A 19,279-nucleotide genomic window follows, 5' to 3' on the forward strand; every position below is an offset into this window, starting at 1 on the left:
AAGCCGCTGCTTTTTTATGCTAGATCGTGTAGTAAACGTAAAAATTCTTTTGAAGCATTTGAGAAAACGTGTCCTTTTTTCCAGACGATATTGATGGTCGCTGTTAATGGAGGTGAACAGGGGATGAAGGTCAAATCAGTAGTTGCTGTGTTTATGATACCATCAATACAAAGTATACTGACCGTTCCTTCCTTAACTAATAAAGAAGCATTATAAAGTAAGTTGTATGTTCCAATAATATTAAAATGTTCAATATTTTCTCCTAACCACTCGGCTAATTGATTATCGACAAACGATTGATTGGAAATCAATAAGGGAAGTTTATGCAAGTCTGTTGGTGATATCGTTTTTTTCTTAGCTAATTCATGACTATTATTGATCAAAATCCCCCAATGATCAGATAGAGGCAAACGAATGTATTCATATTTTTGCTTTTCTACAGGATCGATGACCAGCGCAAAATCAAGAATCCCTTTATCGATTTTCTCTAATACATCATCCGCATTTCCACTATAAAGTTCGATACGAACATCAGGATGTTTTTGCTGTAATTCATTGATCAACATAGCAATATAAGAAAAAGCCTGTGTTTCTCCACCGCCAATAATGATTTTACCGCTGATCACCTCATGGTTACTTAAATTCGTAGTGGTTGTTTCTACCAATTGAAGTATTTCTTTTCCTCGATTTGCCAAATAGACGCCTTCCTCGGTCAGAGTGATCGATCGACTCCCTCGGGTAAACAGTCTTACACCTAATTCTTCTTCCAACTCTTTCAATTGTTTAGATAAAGCAGGCTGTGAAATATGAAGAACTTCAGCAGCTTTGCTGATCGTTTTTTCTCTCGCAACAGTTAAAAAGTAATTCAATACGCGTAGATCCATTAGATCCTCCTATAATTAAAAATTATGTCTAGCTATCACTTATAAGTATTAGTTAATCATAACATGATTTTGTAAAATGAAGCTAGTAATAAAATAGAGAGCGAGGAATAAAAGATGGAAGTGATTAGTTTAGAAAAAAGATTGCTGGGCAAAGAGATTTTACCAGATTCACCATTATTCAAAGAAGTCCATATGATCAAAGAAAATAACGAACGATTAATAATGGATTTGAATACACAGTATCGTAAAAATAGCGAGATGCTGAAGTATCTTGAAAAGATCACTGGTCATTCAATTGACGCGTCGGTGACTGTTTCTCAGCCTTTTTACACTGATTTTGGCAGACATATCATTTTTGGGAAAGATATCTTTATCAATAAGAATGTAACCTTTGTGGATCTTGGAGGAATCACATTAGAAGACAATGTGCTGATTGGTCCAGACAGTCGGCTGATTACGGTCAATCATTTGACTGATCCCCAAAATAGAAGAGGAGTTGCGGTAGCACCGATTGTAATCAAAAGAAATGCGTGGATCTGTGCAAATGTCTCGATCTTACCAGGAGTGACAATAGGAGAAAATGCCATTGTCGCAGCAGATGCTACTGTCACTAGAGATGTTCCTAAGAACGCAGTTGTTGTAGGAAGCCCAGCGAAAATCGTGCGTATGATCGATGAAAATGATGAATAAAATTGGTGTTAAGATGATGTTTTCATTTTCATTACTACTCTTATTCGGTTGTAAAAATGTTCTGAGAAATGATCCATCGTTTAGCGAAGAGCGCTTAGATACAAGTATGGTGAAAAACTACCCAACAGAGAGTGAGGAAGAGAAGATAACTATTAACAAAGTTACGATCGATCAAATTGATTTTTATATTGAATGGTGTGATAACGCATCAGCTAAAACATTACAGCGTATGTTCCCGCTTGAAATCATGATGGATGATCTCCACAACAATGAAAAATATTATTATTTACCAAAGCCGCTTCCAACAGAAGCACAATCTCCTGGGAAAATAAGTAAAGGTGATGTTATGTTGTTTGGCAAGGATTGTCTTGTACTATTTTATGAAGATCTTGAAACGAATTATGCTTACACACGATTAGGAAAAGTAATTGATCCTGAAGGTTTGGATCAAATCAGTCACCAAAAGAAATTAAATGTTTTGTTTACCAGTGAAAAAATAGATTAGTGATCAGTGCAGATGAATCACCAAAAAAGAAAGAAGTTAAAGCAATTCTAATAAAAAAATGGAATAGAGACTTTCTAACGACATGAAGAAATGAGGTTTCTGGCAGACTGATGATTCAGCTTCGGTAAAGATAATAAAGTAAAAACTAGTTTATACCAATAAAAATGGTTGTACTAACTTGTATTTTTTTCTGTCACTTATTTTAATAGAAAATATTTTTCGCCAAACAGCTTGACTTAGAGTGCACTTTAAGAGGTAGACTAACTTTAGTAATAAAAAGTGCAACTTATCAAGTAGGGGGAATCATAATGGAATACGTAAAATTTGGCAACACTGGTATGGAGGTTTCGCGTCTTTGCTTAGGAGCAATGGGATTTGGTGATCCAGCAAGTGGTTTTCACGAGTGGGTGTTAGAAGAGAAGGAGAGCAAAGTTGTTATCAAGAAAGCTCTTAATCTAGGCATCAATTTTTTTGATACTGCAAATGTTTATTCTTATGGTGCAAGTGAAGAAATTTTGGGTAAAGCACTGAACGAATATGCTAACCGTGATGAAATCGTGGTTGCAACAAAATTATTTACAACGATGAAAAAGAATGTTCCGAATAGTGGCGGGCTCTCAAGAAAAGAAATCTTTCATCAAATCGATCAAAGTTTAAAACGTTTAAATATGGATTATGTCGATTTATATATCATTCATCGCTGGGACTACAATACGCCGATCGAAGAAACTATGGAAGCATTACATGATGTCGTAAAATCAGGGAAAGTCCGCTATATCGGTGCATCAGCAATGTTCGCCTGGCAGTTTGCCAAAGCACAAGCAGTTGCAGAGAAAAACGGCTGGACAAAGTTTGTTTCGATGCAAAATCATTTGAACCTTCTCTATCGGGAAGAAGAACGGGAAATGCTGCCATTATGTCAAGATCAAAAAATCGCGGTGACACCTTATAGTCCGCTAGCTTCTGGTCGTTTGACTCGTGATTGGAGCGCCCAAACCAAACGCTTTGAAACAGATAAAATGGCTCAATCAAAATATGATAAAACAGCAGAGCAAGACCGAATCATCGTTGAACGTGTAAAAGAAATCGCAGAGAAATATAATGTTGAACGAGTACAAGTTGCATTGGCCTGGCTCCTTCAAAAAGAACAGGTGGTTGCTCCGATCATTGGGGCAACAAAAGAAAGTCACTTAACGAAGGCTCTTCCAGCTTTAGAATTAAGGTTGACAGAAGAAGATATTCGATTTTTAGAAGAACCTTATGTTCCCCATGTCATTGTCGGACATCAATAGGAGGAATCAAAGATGGCAAAATATAGAGAAGTAAAAGATGGTGTGATTTTTTCATCTGGCGAAAAAAATGATGCGTATGCAGATTACTTTGTTGGTCAAAGCTATCTGAAAACGTTAGTGGCTGATCCGGCAGTTTCTGTTGGCGTCGGAAATGTGACTTTTGAACCAGGCTGCCGTAATCACTGGCATATCCATCACGATGGGTATCAAATTCTTTTAATTACCGGCGGCGAAGGCTGGTATCAAGAAGAGGGAAAAGAGGCGGTATTCTTGACTGCTGGTGATGTGATCGTCACCCACGATGGCATAAAACATTGGCATGGTGCAGCAAAAGACAGCTGGTTTTCGCATCTTGCCATCACAGCAGGAACACCTGAATGGTTGGAACCGGTAACGGATGAGCTTTATAATACGTTAAACACGAACCACTAAAGGAGAGGGAAAATGAAAAAACAAACAGCAGGACGTGATCAGTTAGGAGAATTTGCACCAAAATTTGCCGAGCTGAATGATGATATATTATTTGGCGAAGTTTGGTCTCGAGAAGAGAAACTATCTGCCCGTGATCGAAGCTTGATCACTTGTGCTAGCCTACTCACTCAAGGCGCACCTCAGCTAGAAGCACATATGAAAATTGCCAAGCAAAACGGTGTAACCAAAAAAGAAATCGTAGAGTTGATCACTCATTTAGCTTTTTATACCGGTTGGCCAAAAGCTTGGTCAGCATTTTCACTAGCAAAAGAAATATTTGAAGAGTAACTGATCAGTGTACACAGGTAAGGAAAATAATTGCTTATTTTTTTACAGTGGTCTAAAAATAGAATGCGGATAAAAGTGTTTTTTCTTTTATCCTGCATTCTTTTTGTTTCTTATTGAATAGTTTAATCAATGATACAGATTTCCACATTAATGTGGAAGCGAAAGGTAATTTACTAGCGGCGTAAATGCCTATATACTTTAAATGTGGAAAGCGCTTTCCGGAGGTGTGATGATGAAATTAACAAAACGAGAGAACCAATTACTTGATCTTTTGCTTTTACAAAATGAGTATCAAGCAACTACGTTTTTCGGAAATCAGTTATCAGTATCAAACAAAACGATTTATTCAGATTTAAAGAATATTCAGAAATACTTGGAAAAAACGAAACTAACGATCGACCGGGTACCAAGAAAAGGAATCTATTTGATTGGGAGTCATGCACAGAAAGAACATTTAAAAGCGGTATTGTCAAACGAGACGATGGTAGTTTTAGAAAATGAAGCATTTACACCTGCATATCGCCAATTAATCATATTGGCTGATCTATTGATTTACGAAAAAAGAGGGACATACGAGGACTATGCCGAGCAGTTCTTGATCAGTAAGCAGTCAATCAAGAAGGATATGGATGAGGTCTTCACCTATCTAAAGAAAAATGGTCTAACTGTGAAGACTGGATCTAAACAAACTGCTCAGGAAAAAGAAACAATGATTCAAAAGGTATTTAAAAAATATCTGATCGGCTATAGCAAAAAGTATCATCCACAAGCCGAACATGATCAACGAGATAACCTTACCTATTTTTCAGAGATTCTAGATCCACAAATTGTTTATCAAGTCAATTTATTCATTGAAAAACTAATGATTCATACTGGGAAAGTATTAAATGACTATTTTGTTTACTCACTTAGACTTTCTTTATGCATTTTGTTGACTCGTTTGAATCTAGGACATCATGTTGAAGAGCAAAATGAATTTGTCTTTAAAGATTTAAAAAAGATGCAGCTTTATATGATTGCTTTGGCATTTTCAGAAGATATGAGTCAAGAGCTGAACTGTGTTTTTTTCAAACATGATATTCAATACTTATGTTCACTGTTATTTGCACATGGGGTCGTTCCGGGTGTTGCCGATCTGCCGATCGATCAAAAGCTTCATATGATAACCATTGCTTTGATCGACGAAATGACACATTTGTTGAATGTCCGAGTCGATGAGGATGAACAATTGTATCACTCATTGATTTCGCACATTATCCCTATGGTTCATCGGCTAAAAAATGATATTTATGTCCGCAATCCTTTGAAAGAAAATATAAAAAGACAATATACGACTATGTTTACATTGACACAATTTGCTTCTGCCGTTTTTGAAAAGCATTATGGATTATTTTTGAATGAAGATGAAGTATCATTTTTGACGATTCATTTTCAGCTTGCATTTGAGAAGATCCAATTGACAAAACATGTTTTGATTGTTTGCGGGAATGGATTGGCAACCTCAGAATTGATCTTCAATCGTATCAAACAAAATTTGCCCGCAAGTGTCGTAATAGAGATCGCAACAGAAAAGCAGATCAAGGAAAATCCAGTTGATGATATCGATTTGATCATTGCAGCAGTGCCGCTTGAAATAAGTCAGATTCCAGTACTGCATGTATCAGCGCTACCAACAGCAGATGAAGTAGCGATGATCGCCGCTTATTTATCGACTATGAGTGAACATGAAAAAACGATGACGTATTCTAAAAAGAATACGACTGTTTCTCTAGCATCATTTATTCATGAAGATCTGATTTTTTTGAACATGGCGTTTAATGAGAAAAAGGAGATCCTGAATTATTTGATTGAACAATATGAGCGATTGGGTTTAGTCGAGCATGGGTTTGAAGAAACGATTTTTCAAAGGGAGGAACTTGGTAATACAAGTATTGTGAGCGGTGTAGCGATTCCTCATGGTGCACCAGATACTGTGAAAGAAACAAGTCTGTCATTTATGACAACAAAACACCCAGTACAATGGGATACAAATGCTGTTCGATTGATTGTCACAATAGCGATTGCAGAAAAAGATATGGCTATTGCCAAAGATTTAGTTTCTGATCTATATAATGTTATCAATTCTAAAGAAAACGTACAACAAATAATCGAGAGTCAAAATGCTGAAGAGCTGATGGCTTATGTGAGAAGGAGGACAGCGGAGGATGTATTTTGATAGTGAAATCGCTGAATTTCAAGTTGAAGTAACAGATAAAGAGGACGCGTTTAAACGTTTGACAGAACAATTAACTGAAAAAAATTTTATTACAGAAGATTTTCTTGAGCATCTTATTGAAAGGGAAAAAGATTTTCCCACTGGTTTAGCAGTCAAAAATATGGGTGTGGCGATCCCTCATACAGACAGCGAATATGTCAAACGGTCGCAGATCGCTTTTATGTCTTTGAAAAATCCGATCACTTTTTTTGAAATGGGAACAAGTGACAAACCAGTAGAGGTTCAGATGATCTTTATGCTGGCGTTAAAAGAACCACACGAACAATTGGAAATGCTGCAAAAGCTTATCAGTATGATTCAGCAACAGGAAATTATGGAGCAACTGTATCATTGCCGTACAAAAACAGAATTTATTCAACTTATTCATCAGGTTGGCTTGGCATAAGGAAATGGGGGAAAAAACATGTTAAATGCATTACAATGGTTTGTTGATTTAGGTGCGATCGTTGTGTTACCGATCCTGATTTTTGTGTTTGGTATTATTCTTGGAACGAAGCCTGGAAAGGCGTTTACCTCAGCATTGACTGTTGGTGTTGGCTTTGTGGGGTTAAACCTAGTGATCGATCTATTAAGTTCTAGCTTAGGGCCTGCAGCACAAGCGATGGTTGAGCGTTTTGGGCTTAATTTGACGACCATCGATGTGGGATGGCCTGCTGCTGCAGCAATTTCTTATGGAACAGTATTAGGAAGTTTAGCGATTCCGATCGGTGTATTACTAAACGTACTCTTGATCATTTTAGGTTTAACAAAAACATTAGATGTTGATATTTGGAATTTTTGGCATGCTGCGTTTGTAGCTTCACTTGTCTATGCATTAACTGGCAATTTTGCTATAGGAATTGCTGCAACAGTCGTTTATATGATGATGATTCTTTTATTTGGAGATATTTTAGGACCGATCGTCAAGAAGTTTTATGGATTCCCAAATATCACGTTTCCTCATGGAACTGCAGCGCCGGGCTTTATCTTCGCACTGCCGATGAATTGGCTATTTGACCGAATTCCAGGTATCAAGAATTGGAAAGCAGATCCTGAAACGATTCAAAAACGCTTTGGAATTTTTGGTGACTCTGCGGTAATGGGCTTTTTGATCGGGTTAGTGATCGGTATTTTTGCAGGGTATGATGTAGCTGGCGTTGGTCAGTTGGCTGTTAAAACGGGAGCTGTCATGATTTTGATGCCAAGAATGGTGGCCTTGCTGATGGAAGGCTTAACGCCGATTTCAGAAGCAGCAAATGAATTTGTTAAAAAACGTTTCCCAGGAAGAGAGTTGTATATTGGTATGGATGCGGCTTTATCTGTAGGTCATCCAGCAGTTTTATCTTCTTCTTTATTATTAGTACCGATCACTATTTTACTGGCAGTCGTTCTTCCTGGAAATACCACCTTACCGTTTGGAGACCTTGCAACGATCCCATTCTTAGTTTGCTTGATGGCTGCTGTTTTTGGTGGAAATATTGTCCGAACAGTGATTGCAGGTTCTCTTTATATGGTTAGCATTTTGTATATTACTTCATGGGTCGCACCGCTTGTAACAATGTCTGCTAAAGCAGCTAATTTTGACCTGCAAGGAAATTCAAGTATTACAGCACTTGCTGAAGGCGGATTATGGACTACATGGATGTATGTTGGCTTAACAAAAGTATTGAGTTGGGGCGGCTTGGCGATCATCGGCGCTGTAGTTTTAGCAGGCTTGATCTATGTAAATAAAGTTCTCCCTAAAAAAATAAAGTTGTTGAATAGAGAGGAAGAAATCAAATGAAAAAAATGTTGATCATGTGCGGCACAGGCGTTGCAACCTCGACGATCGTGACGAACAAGGTGAAAGAATGGCTAAAAAGTAAAGGATATGAAAATGATGTTCGTTTATACCAATCAAAAGTTGCTGATGAAATGAATCGAATCGATGACTACGATATTATCGTCAGTACAACGGTTGTTCCTGATCAAATCAAAGAAAAAGTTATTATGGGTTTACCCTTGTTAACAGGTATCGGGACAGATGAAATGTATCAAGAAATCGAAGCAAAACTCAATGAATAGGAGGACTACCCTTGTTAGTTACGTCAAAAGAATTATTTAAACAGGCACAAGAAAATCATTATGCTATTCCGGCTGCCAATTTCTTCGATCTGGATTCTGCTCGGGCTTATACATCCGTCGCAAATCAAATGAACAAGCCGCTGATATTAGCATTCGCTCAGGCACATTTAGAGATGATGTCTTTGGAAGAAGCAGCGCTGGTCGGTAAGTATTTGGCTAAAAAAGCTGCAGTACCAGTCGTTTTACACTTAGATCATGGACAGGATGAGAATATCATAAAGCAGGCAATTGACCTAGGGTTTACTTCTGTCATGATCGATGCTTCACAAGATTCCTTTGAAGAAAATGTTCGCCGAACAAAAGCAATCGTTGATTACGCTCATGCAAGAGAGGTCGTAGTCGAAGCAGAAATTGGCTTTGTTGGTTCCGGTGTGAATTACGAAAATCATGATCAAAGTGATTCGATCTACACAGAAGTCGCTGATGCTGTTGCGTTTGTAAATCAGACACAGGTCGATTCATTAGCTGTATCGATCGGCACCGCTCACGGCTTTTATAAAGGAACACCTAAAATCAGTTTTGAACGCTTGGCGGAATTGAAAGCAGCACTACCAACACCACTTGTCTTACATGGCGGGTCGTCATCTGGAGATGCCAATCTGAAACGCTGTGCAACTGAAGGAATTGCTAAAATCAATATTTTCACTGATTTTATCACAGCAGCGATGAAGGAAATCGAAGGAGTAAAACCTACAGATTATTTTGAGCTGAAAAAATTAGCGAATCAAGCGATCGAACAAACGTTAAGTCACTATTACGAAGTTTTTGAAACAAAATGAGAGGTGAAGTATAAGTGGAAAAAAGAACAATCAACCCGCCGTTTTTCTGTGTGAATCCTAAAGCCTATTTATATGGAGAAGAAGCTTTAAAATTGGCTAAAACAGCAGATGCACTAGCCGAGAAATATTCAATCGATATCTTTTTCACTGTTCAGTATGCAGATGCTTTTCGAATCGCACAAGAAACGAAGCATTTGATCATCACTGTTCAGCATATGGATAATCTGAATGTAGGGCCGGGAATGGGTTATATTTTACCAGAAGGACTTGTGGCAGCAGGTGTTCAAGCAACGTTTTTGAACCATGCTGAACATCCAGTTGGCGTAAATGATCTAGTCAAAATTATGAAGCGGGCAGAAGAGTTGGGTATTTTGGTCATTGCCTGTGCAGATTCGATCGCTGAAGCACAAGCGATCGCTACGTTGGCGCCAGATGTCATGGTTTGTGAGCCAACAGAATTGATCGGAACTGGCAAAACAAGTGATGCTTCTTATATGAAGCAAACAAATGAAGCAGTTAAAAGTGTTTCACCAAATACATTAGTTCTACAAGCTGCAGGAATCAGTTCAGCGCAAGATGTGCGTCTGGCGATAGAGTCTGGTGCAGATGGAACGGGCGGTACAAGCGGAATTGTATGCGCGGTAGATCCAGAACAAACCTTAATGGAAATGGTGGAGACAGTTGCAGCAGTTCACAGTGAACAAAGGGAGCAAAGAAAATGAAAACCTATACCAAAGACTTAGTTTTGACTTCTAATGGCCAACGTGTGAGCTATCACAATATTACCGAGCAGGTAAAAGCTGCTGTAGCAGAAAGTGGAATAAATAATGGATTGTGTGTCGTTCAATCACCTCATACAACCTGCTCAGTGATTTTTGAGGAATATGTACATGATACGGATTTTAATGGAGACGAATTTCTCCAAGTAGATCTAAATCGTATCTTGGATAAAATAATCCCAAGAGAATTGTCAGAAGAAACAAATTACCGTTATCCAGGTCCAAAACATCTTGAATTTTTGATGAGCTTAGATGATCCGAATTACCCATGTGATCCGGGAACGATATTGAATGGTGATGCTCATATCCGCGCTTCACTGTTTGGAGCAAGTGAAACATTTATCCTTAGAGAACAACAGCTGCAGATCGGTTCCGTTGGCTATATCTATTTCATCGACTTCGATCAAAACCGTCAGCGTAATCGAAAATGTCAATTAATGGTCCTCGGTGAATGATAAAAAAAGAATCATTACTCACTAGCTATTTCTAGTGTAGTAATGATTTTTTTATTGATTGATTTACAGATTTTTCAAAGCAACGAAAAAGAACGGCAAATACAAAAAAAGTAGATTCAATCGTTGCCATAAGCCGCGAAAAGGTATATTCAGTGTATTTAGCCCAGGCAATTTTGGGGCAGCATAAAGAAGCAGCAAACATAATGAAACGATAAAAATCATCGTAAATGTCCGAACCACAAAGGAATTATTTTCCATTTTATAAAGCAGGATCAACAGAAAAGTCGCTGCCAACAAAGCTGTAAAACCGGCTCCAGAAGCATAATCATGGACAAAGGATTCAATTCCAGCTTCTAACGGATTGGTTGAACGATCCAAAATACCAGTTGTGATACAATCACCGATCGCGAAAACCGCCATCATTATTCCTAGCCATTTACTAAGAATGGGAGATGTTTGGCTAAAACGCAGATAAAAACTAGGAATTGTTAGTAAAAACAAACTACCATCAATCAGCTGCCAAAGTTTAAACATATGTCGTACTGGACTGCCTTCTTCGCCAAAATCACTGATCAGCATAGTGATAGAGTCATAATTAGGATAGTATCTAGCAAGAAAAAAGGGAACGCTTAATTCGGCGATCACAACAATGACCAGTAAATAAAAACCGGATTTTTTCAATAAGTTCATAAAAAGACCTTCTCTATATAAGTTAGCTGTGCTATAGTCCATTGTAGCGGAAAATGTTTGATCTGAACAAACATTACACTTACGATCTTTTTTTACATACAATCAAAAAGATGACTAGACAAAAGAATGAGGTTCTTATGATAAAAAATAAGTTTACAGATTTTCCATTAGAAGAAGAAATAAGAAAAGCAGTGTCTGATTTAGGCTATAGATACCCAACGATCGTCCAACAAGCGGTGATTCCAGAGCTTCTGGCTGGAAAAGATTTGCTTGTTCAGTCGCAGACTGGCAGTGGGAAAACTGCTAGTTTTGGTATTCCCTTATGTGAAAAAGTTGAGTGGCTTGAAAACAAACCACAGGCTTTGATTCTCGAACCAACAAGAGAGTTGGCCCAACAAGTCCAAGAAGATTTAATCAATATTGGACGGTACAAGCGAGTAAAAACAACAGCAGTATATGGTAAAGCATCATTTATCAAGCAAAAGTCAGAGCTCAAACAAAAAAGCCATATTGTGGTTGGAACACCAGGTCGTGTATCTGATCATATTTTGAAAGGTACGTTGTCCCTTGACAAGATCCGCTATGTAGTGATCGATGAAGCGGATGAAATGCTGAATATGGGGTTTATCGAACAAGTCAAGGAGATCATTCAGGCTTTGCCGAAGCAAAGACAAACATTATTGTTTTCTGCAACAATGCCTGAAAAAATCGTAGAATTGAGTCAAAACTATTTATCAGAACCGAAAATGATAACAGTCGAAGCAACTGAAAAGACCGTCCCAAAAATCCAACATGCATTTTTACCAGTTGCTGATGAGGAAAAATTTGCTGCATTAGAAGCACTGACAGTTGTTGAAAATCCTGACTCATGTATCATTTTTTGTAACACGCAAGAGAAAGTAGATAATACTTACGATCATCTCGTCGACGCTGGCTACCCTGTTGGTAAAATTCATGGGGGAATGATCCAAGAAGATCGTTTTGAAGTGATGGATGCCTTTAGAAATAAGCGGTTTCGTTACTTGGTGGCAACAGACGTTGCAGCAAGAGGGATCGATATTGAGAATATCACTCATGTGATCAATATGGATGCTCCTTATGAAAAAGAAAGTTACATTCATCGAGTGGGGAGAACAGGACGAGCAGGTAAGGAGGGATTTGCGTTAACCTTTTTCACAGCAAAAGATCAAGAACTGAAAAAAGAAATAGAAGCATACGGTGGGTTTAAAATGAACCAGATAAGTCTACCAAATGCGAAACAAGTCGCACGCAGCCGAGGAGCATTTAAGAAGAAAATCACTACTAAGCAAGTGCTGCAATCGCCAAAAGGTAAAGCATTAGAGCAGGATATCATGAAACTTTATTTTAACGGTGGGAAAAAGAAAAAATTACGCGCATTGGACTTTGTAGGAACTCTTACTTCAATCGAAGGAATCACTGCTGAAGATATCGGCATCATCACAATTCAAGAGAATGTGACCTATATTGATATCTTAAATGGGAAAGGTAGCATTATCCTTCAAGCAATGAAAGATCGAACGATCAAAGGGAAGCAACTCAAGGTTCACAAAGCAAGAAAGAAATAAAGCAAAAATGAGAGTGATCTTGAACGGCAAATGTTCGGAGCACTCTTTTTTTAGTCATAATTCCGAATGCTCGATTCTCTACAAATTCTTTGAAAAAATGGACAGAAATGAGTGTCTAATTTTTGCTTAAGAAAAGTGGAAGAACTAAAAATAACATCGAAAAAGAGTTAAAATAAAAATGCTGAGTCAAAACGGATTTCACCATAAAACTGCCAACGGAGAGAACAAGAATGAAAAAAATCAAAGAATTCTTCAATAGTCGTAACCTTTCAACACTAAAAAACCGAAAACGAGTAGGTGTGATCGTTTTATTTTTGATCATTTTGATCTTTTTATTATTTACCATTCGTTTGTCTTATATTGTGATCACTGGCAAAGTTGCAGGAAATTCTTTGGCTGAGAAAACGAAAGAACTTTATGAAGTACACGAAACACTAGAGGCAAAAAGAGGATCGATTTTTGATAAAGATGGGAATGTATTAGTCGAAGATTCCAGTGCTTTTTCTCTCTATGCAATTTTAGATAAAAATTATACAGATTTAGATGGTAAAAAGCTTTATGTACAAGAAAAAGATTGGAATACCATTGCTGACATTTTTCAAAAAGTGGTAGGAATCGATAAAGATATGACATTAAAACAGTTAAAACCCAGTGTGAACGAGGACGGAGAACCAATCACTACAGTGGAATTTGGTACAAATGGCAAAAATTTGAACTTTGAAACGAAACGACAAATTCAAGAAGCATTAGATGATCAAAAGATTTCAGGAATTTATTTTAAAGAAGAGAAAAAACGGAGCTATCAGGTTGGCAATTTTGCTTCATACTTTATTGGCTACACGCAACAAGATGATCTGGGAAATGAGCAAGGTGTAATGGGGATCGAAGAAGCTTATAATGATCAACTCGCTGGTAAAAACGGTTCAAGAAGCTATGAAAAAAATTCTTCCCTCGGCGATGTAAAGCCAGGAAGTGTAAAAGAAACCAAACGGGAAAATGGCAGTGATATTTACACAACATTAGATAGCAATCTTCAATTCTATTTAGAAGAACTCATGGATAATGTTGTGAATACTTATCAGCCTGAACATGTGACGGCAACACTTATGGAAGCTAAAACAGGGAATATTTTAGCGACATCACAGCGTCCCTCTTTTGAACTAGATACAAGAAAAGGACTGGATGGCCCTAATCCGCGTTGGACCAATATTTTGTTGGAGGAAGTTTACGAACCAGGGTCGACCATGAAAAGTATGATGGTCGCCAGTGCTTTACAAGAACATAAATTTGATGAAAATGAACAGTTTACTTCGGGCAAAATCAAGGTGGATGATACCACCATCAGTGATTGGAATAATGGTGTGGGCGAAGGGAATATGACATTTAGGCAAGGGCTAGCGTGGTCAAGTAATGTTGGGATGGTCACACTTCAAGAACGAATGCCGGAACTGTGGCAAGACTATTTAACGAAGTTTGGTTTTGGACAGTCGACTAATTTTGGTTTATCTGGTGAAGCCGCTGGAGAGATACAGAATAAAACGACTGTCGATAGAGCAATGACTTCTTATGGGCAAGGAATTTCCGTTACTCATCTGCAGATGCTACAGGCCTACACAGCGATTGCTAACAATGGACAAATGTTGAAACCAAATATCATCAGTCGTGTTGTTTCTTCAAATGGGGAAGAAAAGCTGGTCGAGCCTCAAGTGACAGGCACACCGATTTCAAGTGAAACAGCCTCAAAAGTATTGGAATACATGAAAGATGTAACGACAGATCCTAAATATGGCATGGGAAAAGAATATGCCATAGATGGTCTAAATGTATCTGCTAAAACAGGAACGGCGGAGTTTTTTGAAAACGGCATATATCAGAAACAAGATTATTTGCATTCTGTTGTGACGATCACACCGACGGAAGATCCTAAATATATTTTTTATATGACACTAAAAAGACCAGTATTAAATGGGACTTCAGCAAATACCATTATTTCGGAAGTAGCCAATAGTTTAGTCAAACGGGCAATGGTTGCCCAGAAATAAAGCAAAAAGAGGTATAAGCTCGCGTACAATGCGAATTTATACCTCTTTTTGTTCGATTAAATTTGGTCATAGCCTATAAAATCAACTACTTTTGTTTTCTTTCAATTTTCTTATTGAATCTTCTTCTGGTGTAACATAGAGTGTTTTTTGATTTTCATATATGACATACCCTGGTTTAGCACCATTCGGTTTATGCACGTATTTCACCTGAACATAATCCACAGGGACTTGAGCTGATAAACGATATTTAGAGTAGTATGCAGCTAACATTGCAGCTTCAAGTAATGTGGTTTCAGATGGATCGTTATCCTTGATGATCACGTGTGAACCGGGAATATCTTTTGCATGTAGCCAAATATCAGTTTTTTTAGCAGAACGGAGAGTCAATTGATCGTTTTGCAGATTATTACGTCCAACTAAAATCAATGGACCATCACTAGAATAGAATTCTTCTGGTTTGCTTTGCTTAGACTGCTTTTGTTTTTTAGCGGCGCGTTTTTTGATATAGCCTTGTTCAATCAATTCTTCACGAATCAAATCAATATCCATGGGGCCTGCGATTTCCAACTGAGCTAAAACGGACTCCAAATAACCGACTTCTTGTGTAGCCTGTTCAATTTGACTGTGAACGATTTTAACGGCGTTTTTAAGTTTTTGGTATTTTTGGAAATATTTTTGGGCATTTTGATTAGGGCTTAAAGCAGGATTCAATTTTATTTTTAATGGCTTGTCTTCCTCGTAATAATTCGGCAATTCGACAAATTCAGCTCCTTTAGGAACTTGTGCCATGAAAGTCGTCAAAAGTTCACCATCTCGGCGGTAGTTCTCAGCAAGTTCAGTATCAGCCAATGTTTGTTGAAGCTTTAGAATTTTTGTTTGATTGCGTTTCAGCTCATTATCGAGTTTGTGGATCAGTTCTCCACCTTGCTGTTTTACACGATCCTTCTCAGCTTTACCACCGTAAAAAGCATCAAGTAATTCACTTAAGGTTCGATAAGTCGTTTGTGTTCCTTCAAGTGACTTAAACGGCAGAGGAGTAAAGTACTCTTTTTTCTCAGTTATCGTCAAAGTAGGGGTGGTCTTACTTAAAAGATCGAACCAGAAGGCTTCCCAAACAAGCATTTTTTCATTTGGCCGTTCATTTAATCGATGGGCAAGCTCATCTGCTGTATCTCTGCCTAAGCCTTGAAATTGAGACTGAAGATATTTACCATCTAAAACAGAAGCTTGGGATAAAATCGCAAACACTTTTTCTTTACTTGCGGAAAAAGGATTCTGAGATTCCTGTTTGGGCGGATCGATATAGTCAACACCAGGAAGTAAGGAACGATAGCTATTCTGTGAACTGCCGATATGCTTGATTGCATCCAGGATTTTTCCATTTTCTTTATTCATTAAAATGATCGTGCTGTGTCTACCCATCAATTCAACGATCAGTACAATATTTTGTAAATCACCTAGTTCATCTCTTTTTGTAAAAGTAAAATGGACGACTCGATCGTTATCGACTTGATGGATCTGTTCTAAAATCGCTCCTTCCAAAAACTTACGCAGCATCATCACGAAATTAGGCGGTGTATCAGGATTTGCATAAGCAATGTCTGTCAGCTGGATTCGCGCATAACTCGGATGAGCAGATAAAAGTAATTTATGATTTTTTCCTTTTGATCGTATAACTAAAACAATTTCATTTTCATAAGGCTGATGAATTTTAGAAATTCGGCCTGTTACTAAGGTATCAGATAATTCCGAAACCATGGTATGTGTAAATACGCCATCAAATGACATAAACATCCCTCAATTCTATAAACATAATAGTACCATTATAACGGAGTTCTTTTTATTTATAAAGGAGTGAGGAATAAAACATAAAAAATGAATAGGCTAGACATGGATCAGTAAATGTCTGCGTATTTTTCAAATGTTTAGTATAATGAATGGAGTACCAATTTTTAATCAGCAAATGGCTTTTATTATAAGGAGGCAGAAGTATGGTAAAAAGATTGATCAGTGCAAGCTACAGTGATGTTGCTAAGATGACTGCTCAGGAACTAAAACAGTCCATCAAAGCAAGTGAAGGGCGGACGATCCTTTCAGAGAATGTCGTAGCTGCATCACCACAGGCAGGAGATATCAGTAATGCAGAGGTAGCAGCGGCTTTTGGTGCCGATTTGATTCTACTGAATTTATTTGATTGTTTTAATCCAGTCGTACAAGGGATTCCAGGGATGTCCCTTGAAGAGGTAATGAACTACTGGCAGCATCCAGAAGAAAATCAGATCAACCCAATTCCGATCTTGAAAAAATTGATCGGGCGTCCAGTGGGTGTGAATTTAGAGCCTGTAGACGAATCTTCTCAAATGTTTAGCGAAAAACTGACGATTGCAAAAGGGCGTACAAGCTCTAAAGAAACGATTCAGCGAGCAGAAGAGATGGGCGTTGATTTTATCTGTTTAACAGGAAATCCTGGAACAGGTGTGACAAATGCTGAAATTGCTAAAGCAGTAAAAATAGCGAAGGAAAATTTTTCTGGGTTGATCATTGCTGGGAAAATGCACAGTGCTGGTTCAGATGAACCAGTTGTTTCTACCGAAGCAGTTGAAGCTTACGCTAAAGCAGGGGCAGATATTCTACTATTACCGGCGGTTGGAACGGTTCAAGGATTCTCTGAAGAAGATATGAAGGCAGCGATCGCTATTGCCAAAAAATACGATCTATTGACAATGTCAGCGATTGGTACGAGTCAAGAAAGTGCTAGTAAAGAAACGATTCGTCAAATCGCTTTGCTGAATAAGATCTGTGGAGTAGACATCCAACACATCGGAGACGCTGGATATGGAGGATTAGCTCCAGCTGAAAATATTTACGAAATGTCATTGGCGATTCGAGGAATGCGCCATACGATCAATCGTATGGCTCGTTCAGTCAATCGATAGAGAACAGGAATGTATTAAGCATACGGTTCGACTAAAAAAGCAGGAAAAAACGAAGAATTCGTTTTTTCCTGCTTTTTTGTTTATGCATCTGTCCAAACAGTTTCAGCGATTGTTTTAACAAGCGCGATTTTTTCCCACTGCTCTTCTTCTGTTAAATGATTTCCTTCGTGGGTGGACGCGAAACCGCATTGCGGAGACAAGCAAATTTGCTCTAAAGGTACATATTGGCTTGCTTCTTTGATTCGAGCAATAATCGCCTCAGAACTTTCTAAGTTTCCTGTTTTTGTTGTGATCAAGCCTAAAACGATTCGCTGATCGTGTAATTTTTCTAATGGTTCAAATCCGCCAGAACGCTCATCGTCATACTCTAAAAAGAAACCATCGAATGCATGGATCGAAAAGAGGTTTTTGGCAATTGTTTCATAAGAGCCATTATATAACCAATGAGACTGAAAGTTCCCTTTACAAAAATGGAAGGTAACAGCTAAATCGGCTGGCTTTTTAGCTAATGCTTGTTCTGTTACTTCCTGAAAATCCTGAAGCAATTGGTCTGGATTCAAGCCATTTGCTTTGATCATTTCACGGAAACGATCATCAAACAACCCGCCCCAACTGGTATCATCCAATTGCAAGTATCGACAGCCTGCATCATAGAACGCTTGGATCGCATCTTGATACGTTTTGATCAAGTCTTGTTTGAATGCAGCCAAAGAATCATAGATCGGATTTTCATTATATTGTTTGGATAAGATCAATGAGTCTAGAAAAATCATATTCGGGCCAGGGATCGTTTGTTTAGCCAGAAGTGGTGCTGCATGGCGTTGAGTAAAACGAAAATGATCAAGAAACGGGTGGTCTTGCGAAAAAGAGAGCGGACCACTGACAAATGTCCCTTGAGCTTCAGTGGTAATTCCAAAAGCAGTTGTTTCAAAATCAAAAACAGTGATCCCGTTCAACCCTGCAATAAAATCTAAATGCCACCAGCGACGACGAAATTCACCGTCTGTTACAGCTGAAAGCCCTGCTGCTTTTTGTTTTTCTATCAATTTGATGATCTCTTGATCTTCGATTTCAGTTAGCTTTTCTTTTGAGATCGTTCCGTCAGCAAAAGCTTGACGAGCTTCTTTCAAAGGCTCTGTACGTAAAAAACTACCAACGATATCATAGCGAAAAGGGATTTTTTGTTTGTTGTTTGTCATAATAATTCCTCCATTATTTCAGTTTAGTAAGTTCAAAAATACAAAAAAACCCTATACTTTTTCAAAGTAAAGGGCGAATGCTCGCGTTACCACCTTCATTTTGGAAATCTCTCACAAGATTTCCCTCAACCAGGTACAGAATCAATTTTTCAATACCATTGCACTATATTGGGCGCACCCAGAACATGCTTACCGCAGCTCACATCTTCTTACGAAAAGGTCATTTTCCTGTAATAGCAAATTATCTCTTTTCAGCTACCGAGACTCTCTAATCAATTTTCTAAAAACAGTACTCTTCTTTTCAT

The 19,279-nt window shown here is 38.1% G+C and carries 19 protein-coding genes; 15 read left to right on the forward strand and 4 right to left on the reverse strand.

The genetic code is table 11. The features are described from left to right. Positions 1-14: 14 nt before the first annotated feature. Positions 15-884, reverse strand: coding sequence for a LysR family transcriptional regulator (locus tag A5889_RS00615; protein ID WP_087639950.1), 870 nt, complete (start codon positions 882-884; stop codon positions 15-17). 114 nt (positions 885-998) lie between these two features. On the opposite strand from A5889_RS00615, the gene A5889_RS00620 reads away from it, so the two are divergent. From A5889_RS00620 to A5889_RS00675, 12 genes are all read left to right on the forward strand, one after another. Continuing rightward, positions 999-1,574 carry an acetyltransferase gene (locus A5889_RS00620; protein ID WP_087639951.1) on the forward strand — a complete coding sequence of 192 codons (576 nt, stop codon included), beginning with the start codon at positions 999-1,001 and terminating at the stop codon, positions 1,572-1,574. After that, positions 1,564-2,079 carry a cyclophilin-like fold protein gene (locus tag A5889_RS00625; protein ID WP_140405321.1) on the forward strand — a complete coding sequence of 172 codons (516 nt, stop codon included), beginning with the start codon at positions 1,564-1,566 and terminating at the stop codon, positions 2,077-2,079. Before A5889_RS00620 ends, A5889_RS00625 begins: the two co-directional genes overlap by 11 nt. A 308-nt stretch (positions 2,080-2,387) precedes the next feature. Continuing rightward, positions 2,388-3,371, forward strand: coding sequence for an aldo/keto reductase (locus A5889_RS00630; RefSeq protein WP_087639953.1), 984 nt, complete (start codon positions 2,388-2,390; stop codon positions 3,369-3,371). Between the two features lie 12 nt (positions 3,372-3,383). After that, positions 3,384-3,803, forward strand: a complete 420-nt coding sequence (locus A5889_RS00635) for a cupin domain-containing protein (protein ID WP_087639954.1) — start codon at positions 3,384-3,386, stop codon at positions 3,801-3,803. Between the two features lie 12 nt (positions 3,804-3,815). Then, the gene (locus A5889_RS00640) at positions 3,816-4,130 is read left to right on the forward strand and encodes a carboxymuconolactone decarboxylase family protein (protein ID WP_087639955.1); all 315 of its coding nucleotides are present in this window, start codon (positions 3,816-3,818) and stop codon (positions 4,128-4,130) included. A 232-nt stretch (positions 4,131-4,362) separates the two neighbouring features. Further along, complete coding sequence (locus tag A5889_RS00645; RefSeq protein ID WP_176372770.1) at positions 4,363-6,345, forward strand: BglG family transcription antiterminator; 1,983 nt, start codon at positions 4,363-4,365, stop codon at positions 6,343-6,345. Then, entirely contained in the window at positions 6,335-6,790 is a 456-nt protein-coding gene (locus A5889_RS00650) for a PTS sugar transporter subunit IIA (RefSeq protein WP_087639957.1), read from the forward strand. Before A5889_RS00645 ends, A5889_RS00650 begins: the two co-directional genes overlap by 11 nt. Positions 6,791-6,808: 18 nt before the next feature. After that, the gene (locus A5889_RS00655; RefSeq protein ID WP_087639958.1) at positions 6,809-8,167 is read left to right on the forward strand and encodes a PTS galactitol transporter subunit IIC; all 1,359 of its coding nucleotides are present in this window, start codon (positions 6,809-6,811) and stop codon (positions 8,165-8,167) included. Beyond that, positions 8,164-8,448 (forward strand): PTS sugar transporter subunit IIB, encoded by a 285-nt coding sequence (locus A5889_RS00660; RefSeq protein WP_087639959.1) that lies wholly within the window; start codon positions 8,164-8,166, stop codon positions 8,446-8,448. The genes A5889_RS00655 and A5889_RS00660 overlap by 4 nt, the downstream gene beginning before the upstream one ends. A gap of 11 nt (positions 8,449-8,459) precedes the next feature. Continuing rightward, a complete protein-coding gene (locus A5889_RS00665) occupies positions 8,460-9,287 on the forward strand; it encodes a class II fructose-bisphosphate aldolase (protein WP_087639960.1) in 828 nt (275 codons plus the stop codon). A gap of 14 nt (positions 9,288-9,301) precedes the next feature. Continuing rightward, positions 9,302-10,009: a triose-phosphate isomerase gene (locus A5889_RS00670; protein ID WP_087639961.1), complete on the forward strand. Its 708-nt coding sequence runs from the start codon at positions 9,302-9,304 to the stop codon at positions 10,007-10,009. After that, a complete protein-coding gene (locus tag A5889_RS00675) occupies positions 10,006-10,521 on the forward strand; it encodes a YjbQ family protein (RefSeq protein ID WP_087639962.1) in 516 nt (171 codons plus the stop codon). The genes A5889_RS00670 and A5889_RS00675 overlap by 4 nt, the downstream gene beginning before the upstream one ends. A 63-nt stretch (positions 10,522-10,584) precedes the next feature. Here the strand turns inward: A5889_RS00675 and A5889_RS00680 are convergent, their stop codons facing one another. Then, a complete protein-coding gene (locus A5889_RS00680) occupies positions 10,585-11,211 on the reverse strand; it encodes a DUF998 domain-containing protein (RefSeq protein ID WP_176372771.1) in 627 nt (208 codons plus the stop codon). Between the two features lie 137 nt (positions 11,212-11,348). Here A5889_RS00680 and A5889_RS00685 point away from each other — a divergent pair, with 137 nt between their 5' ends. Both A5889_RS00685 and A5889_RS00690 read left to right on the forward strand, forming a co-directional pair. Then, complete coding sequence (locus A5889_RS00685; RefSeq protein ID WP_087639964.1) at positions 11,349-12,797, forward strand: DEAD/DEAH box helicase; 1,449 nt, start codon at positions 11,349-11,351, stop codon at positions 12,795-12,797. 230 nt (positions 12,798-13,027) lie between these two features. Continuing rightward, positions 13,028-14,839, forward strand: a complete 1,812-nt coding sequence (locus tag A5889_RS00690; RefSeq protein ID WP_087639965.1) for a penicillin-binding transpeptidase domain-containing protein — start codon at positions 13,028-13,030, stop codon at positions 14,837-14,839. Positions 14,840-14,920: 81 nt separating this feature from the next. Here the strand turns inward: A5889_RS00690 and efbA are convergent, their stop codons facing one another. Beyond that, positions 14,921-16,627 carry a fibronectin-binding protein EfbA gene (gene efbA / locus A5889_RS00695; RefSeq protein ID WP_087639966.1) on the reverse strand — a complete coding sequence of 569 codons (1,707 nt, stop codon included), beginning with the start codon at positions 16,625-16,627 and terminating at the stop codon, positions 14,921-14,923. Between the two features lie 203 nt (positions 16,628-16,830). Between efbA and A5889_RS00700 the strand changes: the two genes are divergently transcribed. Next, on the forward strand, positions 16,831-17,775 hold the full coding sequence (locus tag A5889_RS00700) for a radical SAM protein (protein WP_087639967.1): 945 nt from the start codon (positions 16,831-16,833) through the stop codon (positions 17,773-17,775). 80 nt (positions 17,776-17,855) lie between these two features. On the opposite strand, the gene A5889_RS00705 is transcribed toward A5889_RS00700, so the two are convergent. After that, positions 17,856-18,974: a 5-methyltetrahydropteroyltriglutamate--homocysteine S-methyltransferase gene (locus A5889_RS00705; RefSeq protein ID WP_087639968.1), complete on the reverse strand. Its 1,119-nt coding sequence runs from the start codon at positions 18,972-18,974 to the stop codon at positions 17,856-17,858. Between the last annotated feature and the right edge of the window lie 305 nt (positions 18,975-19,279).

Source organism: Enterococcus sp. 9D6_DIV0238 (assembly GCF_002174455.2).
Classification (GTDB): Bacteria; Bacillota; Bacilli; order Lactobacillales; family Enterococcaceae; genus Enterococcus_L; species Enterococcus_L dunnyi.

Excerpts from the sequence above, each read along its gene's own strand:
- A5889_RS00615 (WP_087639950.1), bottom strand. The coding sequence starts at position 884 with ATGGATCTACGCGTATTGAATTACTTTTTAACTGTTGCGAGAGAAAAA.
- A5889_RS00620 (WP_087639951.1), top strand. The coding sequence starts at position 999 with ATGGAAGTGATTAGTTTAGAAAAAAGATTGCTGGGCAAAGAGATTTTA.
- A5889_RS00625 (WP_140405321.1), top strand. The coding sequence starts at position 1,564 with ATGATGAATAAAATTGGTGTTAAGATGATGTTTTCATTTTCATTACTA.
- A5889_RS00630 (WP_087639953.1), top strand. The coding sequence starts at position 2,388 with ATGGAATACGTAAAATTTGGCAACACTGGTATGGAGGTTTCGCGTCTT.
- A5889_RS00635 (WP_087639954.1), top strand. The coding sequence starts at position 3,384 with ATGGCAAAATATAGAGAAGTAAAAGATGGTGTGATTTTTTCATCTGGC.
- A5889_RS00640 (WP_087639955.1), top strand. The coding sequence starts at position 3,816 with ATGAAAAAACAAACAGCAGGACGTGATCAGTTAGGAGAATTTGCACCA.
- A5889_RS00645 (WP_176372770.1), top strand. The coding sequence starts at position 4,363 with ATGAAATTAACAAAACGAGAGAACCAATTACTTGATCTTTTGCTTTTA.
- A5889_RS00650 (WP_087639957.1), top strand. The coding sequence starts at position 6,335 with ATGTATTTTGATAGTGAAATCGCTGAATTTCAAGTTGAAGTAACAGAT.
- A5889_RS00655 (WP_087639958.1), top strand. The coding sequence starts at position 6,809 with ATGTTAAATGCATTACAATGGTTTGTTGATTTAGGTGCGATCGTTGTG.
- A5889_RS00660 (WP_087639959.1), top strand. The coding sequence starts at position 8,164 with ATGAAAAAAATGTTGATCATGTGCGGCACAGGCGTTGCAACCTCGACG.
- A5889_RS00675 (WP_087639962.1), top strand. The coding sequence starts at position 10,006 with ATGAAAACCTATACCAAAGACTTAGTTTTGACTTCTAATGGCCAACGT.
- A5889_RS00680 (WP_176372771.1), bottom strand. The coding sequence starts at position 11,211 with ATGAACTTATTGAAAAAATCCGGTTTTTATTTACTGGTCATTGTTGTG.
- A5889_RS00685 (WP_087639964.1), top strand. The coding sequence starts at position 11,349 with ATGATAAAAAATAAGTTTACAGATTTTCCATTAGAAGAAGAAATAAGA.
- A5889_RS00690 (WP_087639965.1), top strand. The coding sequence starts at position 13,028 with ATGAAAAAAATCAAAGAATTCTTCAATAGTCGTAACCTTTCAACACTA.
- efbA (WP_087639966.1), bottom strand. The coding sequence starts at position 16,627 with ATGTCATTTGATGGCGTATTTACACATACCATGGTTTCGGAATTATCT.
- A5889_RS00700 (WP_087639967.1), top strand. The coding sequence starts at position 16,831 with ATGGTAAAAAGATTGATCAGTGCAAGCTACAGTGATGTTGCTAAGATG.
- A5889_RS00705 (WP_087639968.1), bottom strand. The coding sequence starts at position 18,974 with ATGACAAACAACAAACAAAAAATCCCTTTTCGCTATGATATCGTTGGT.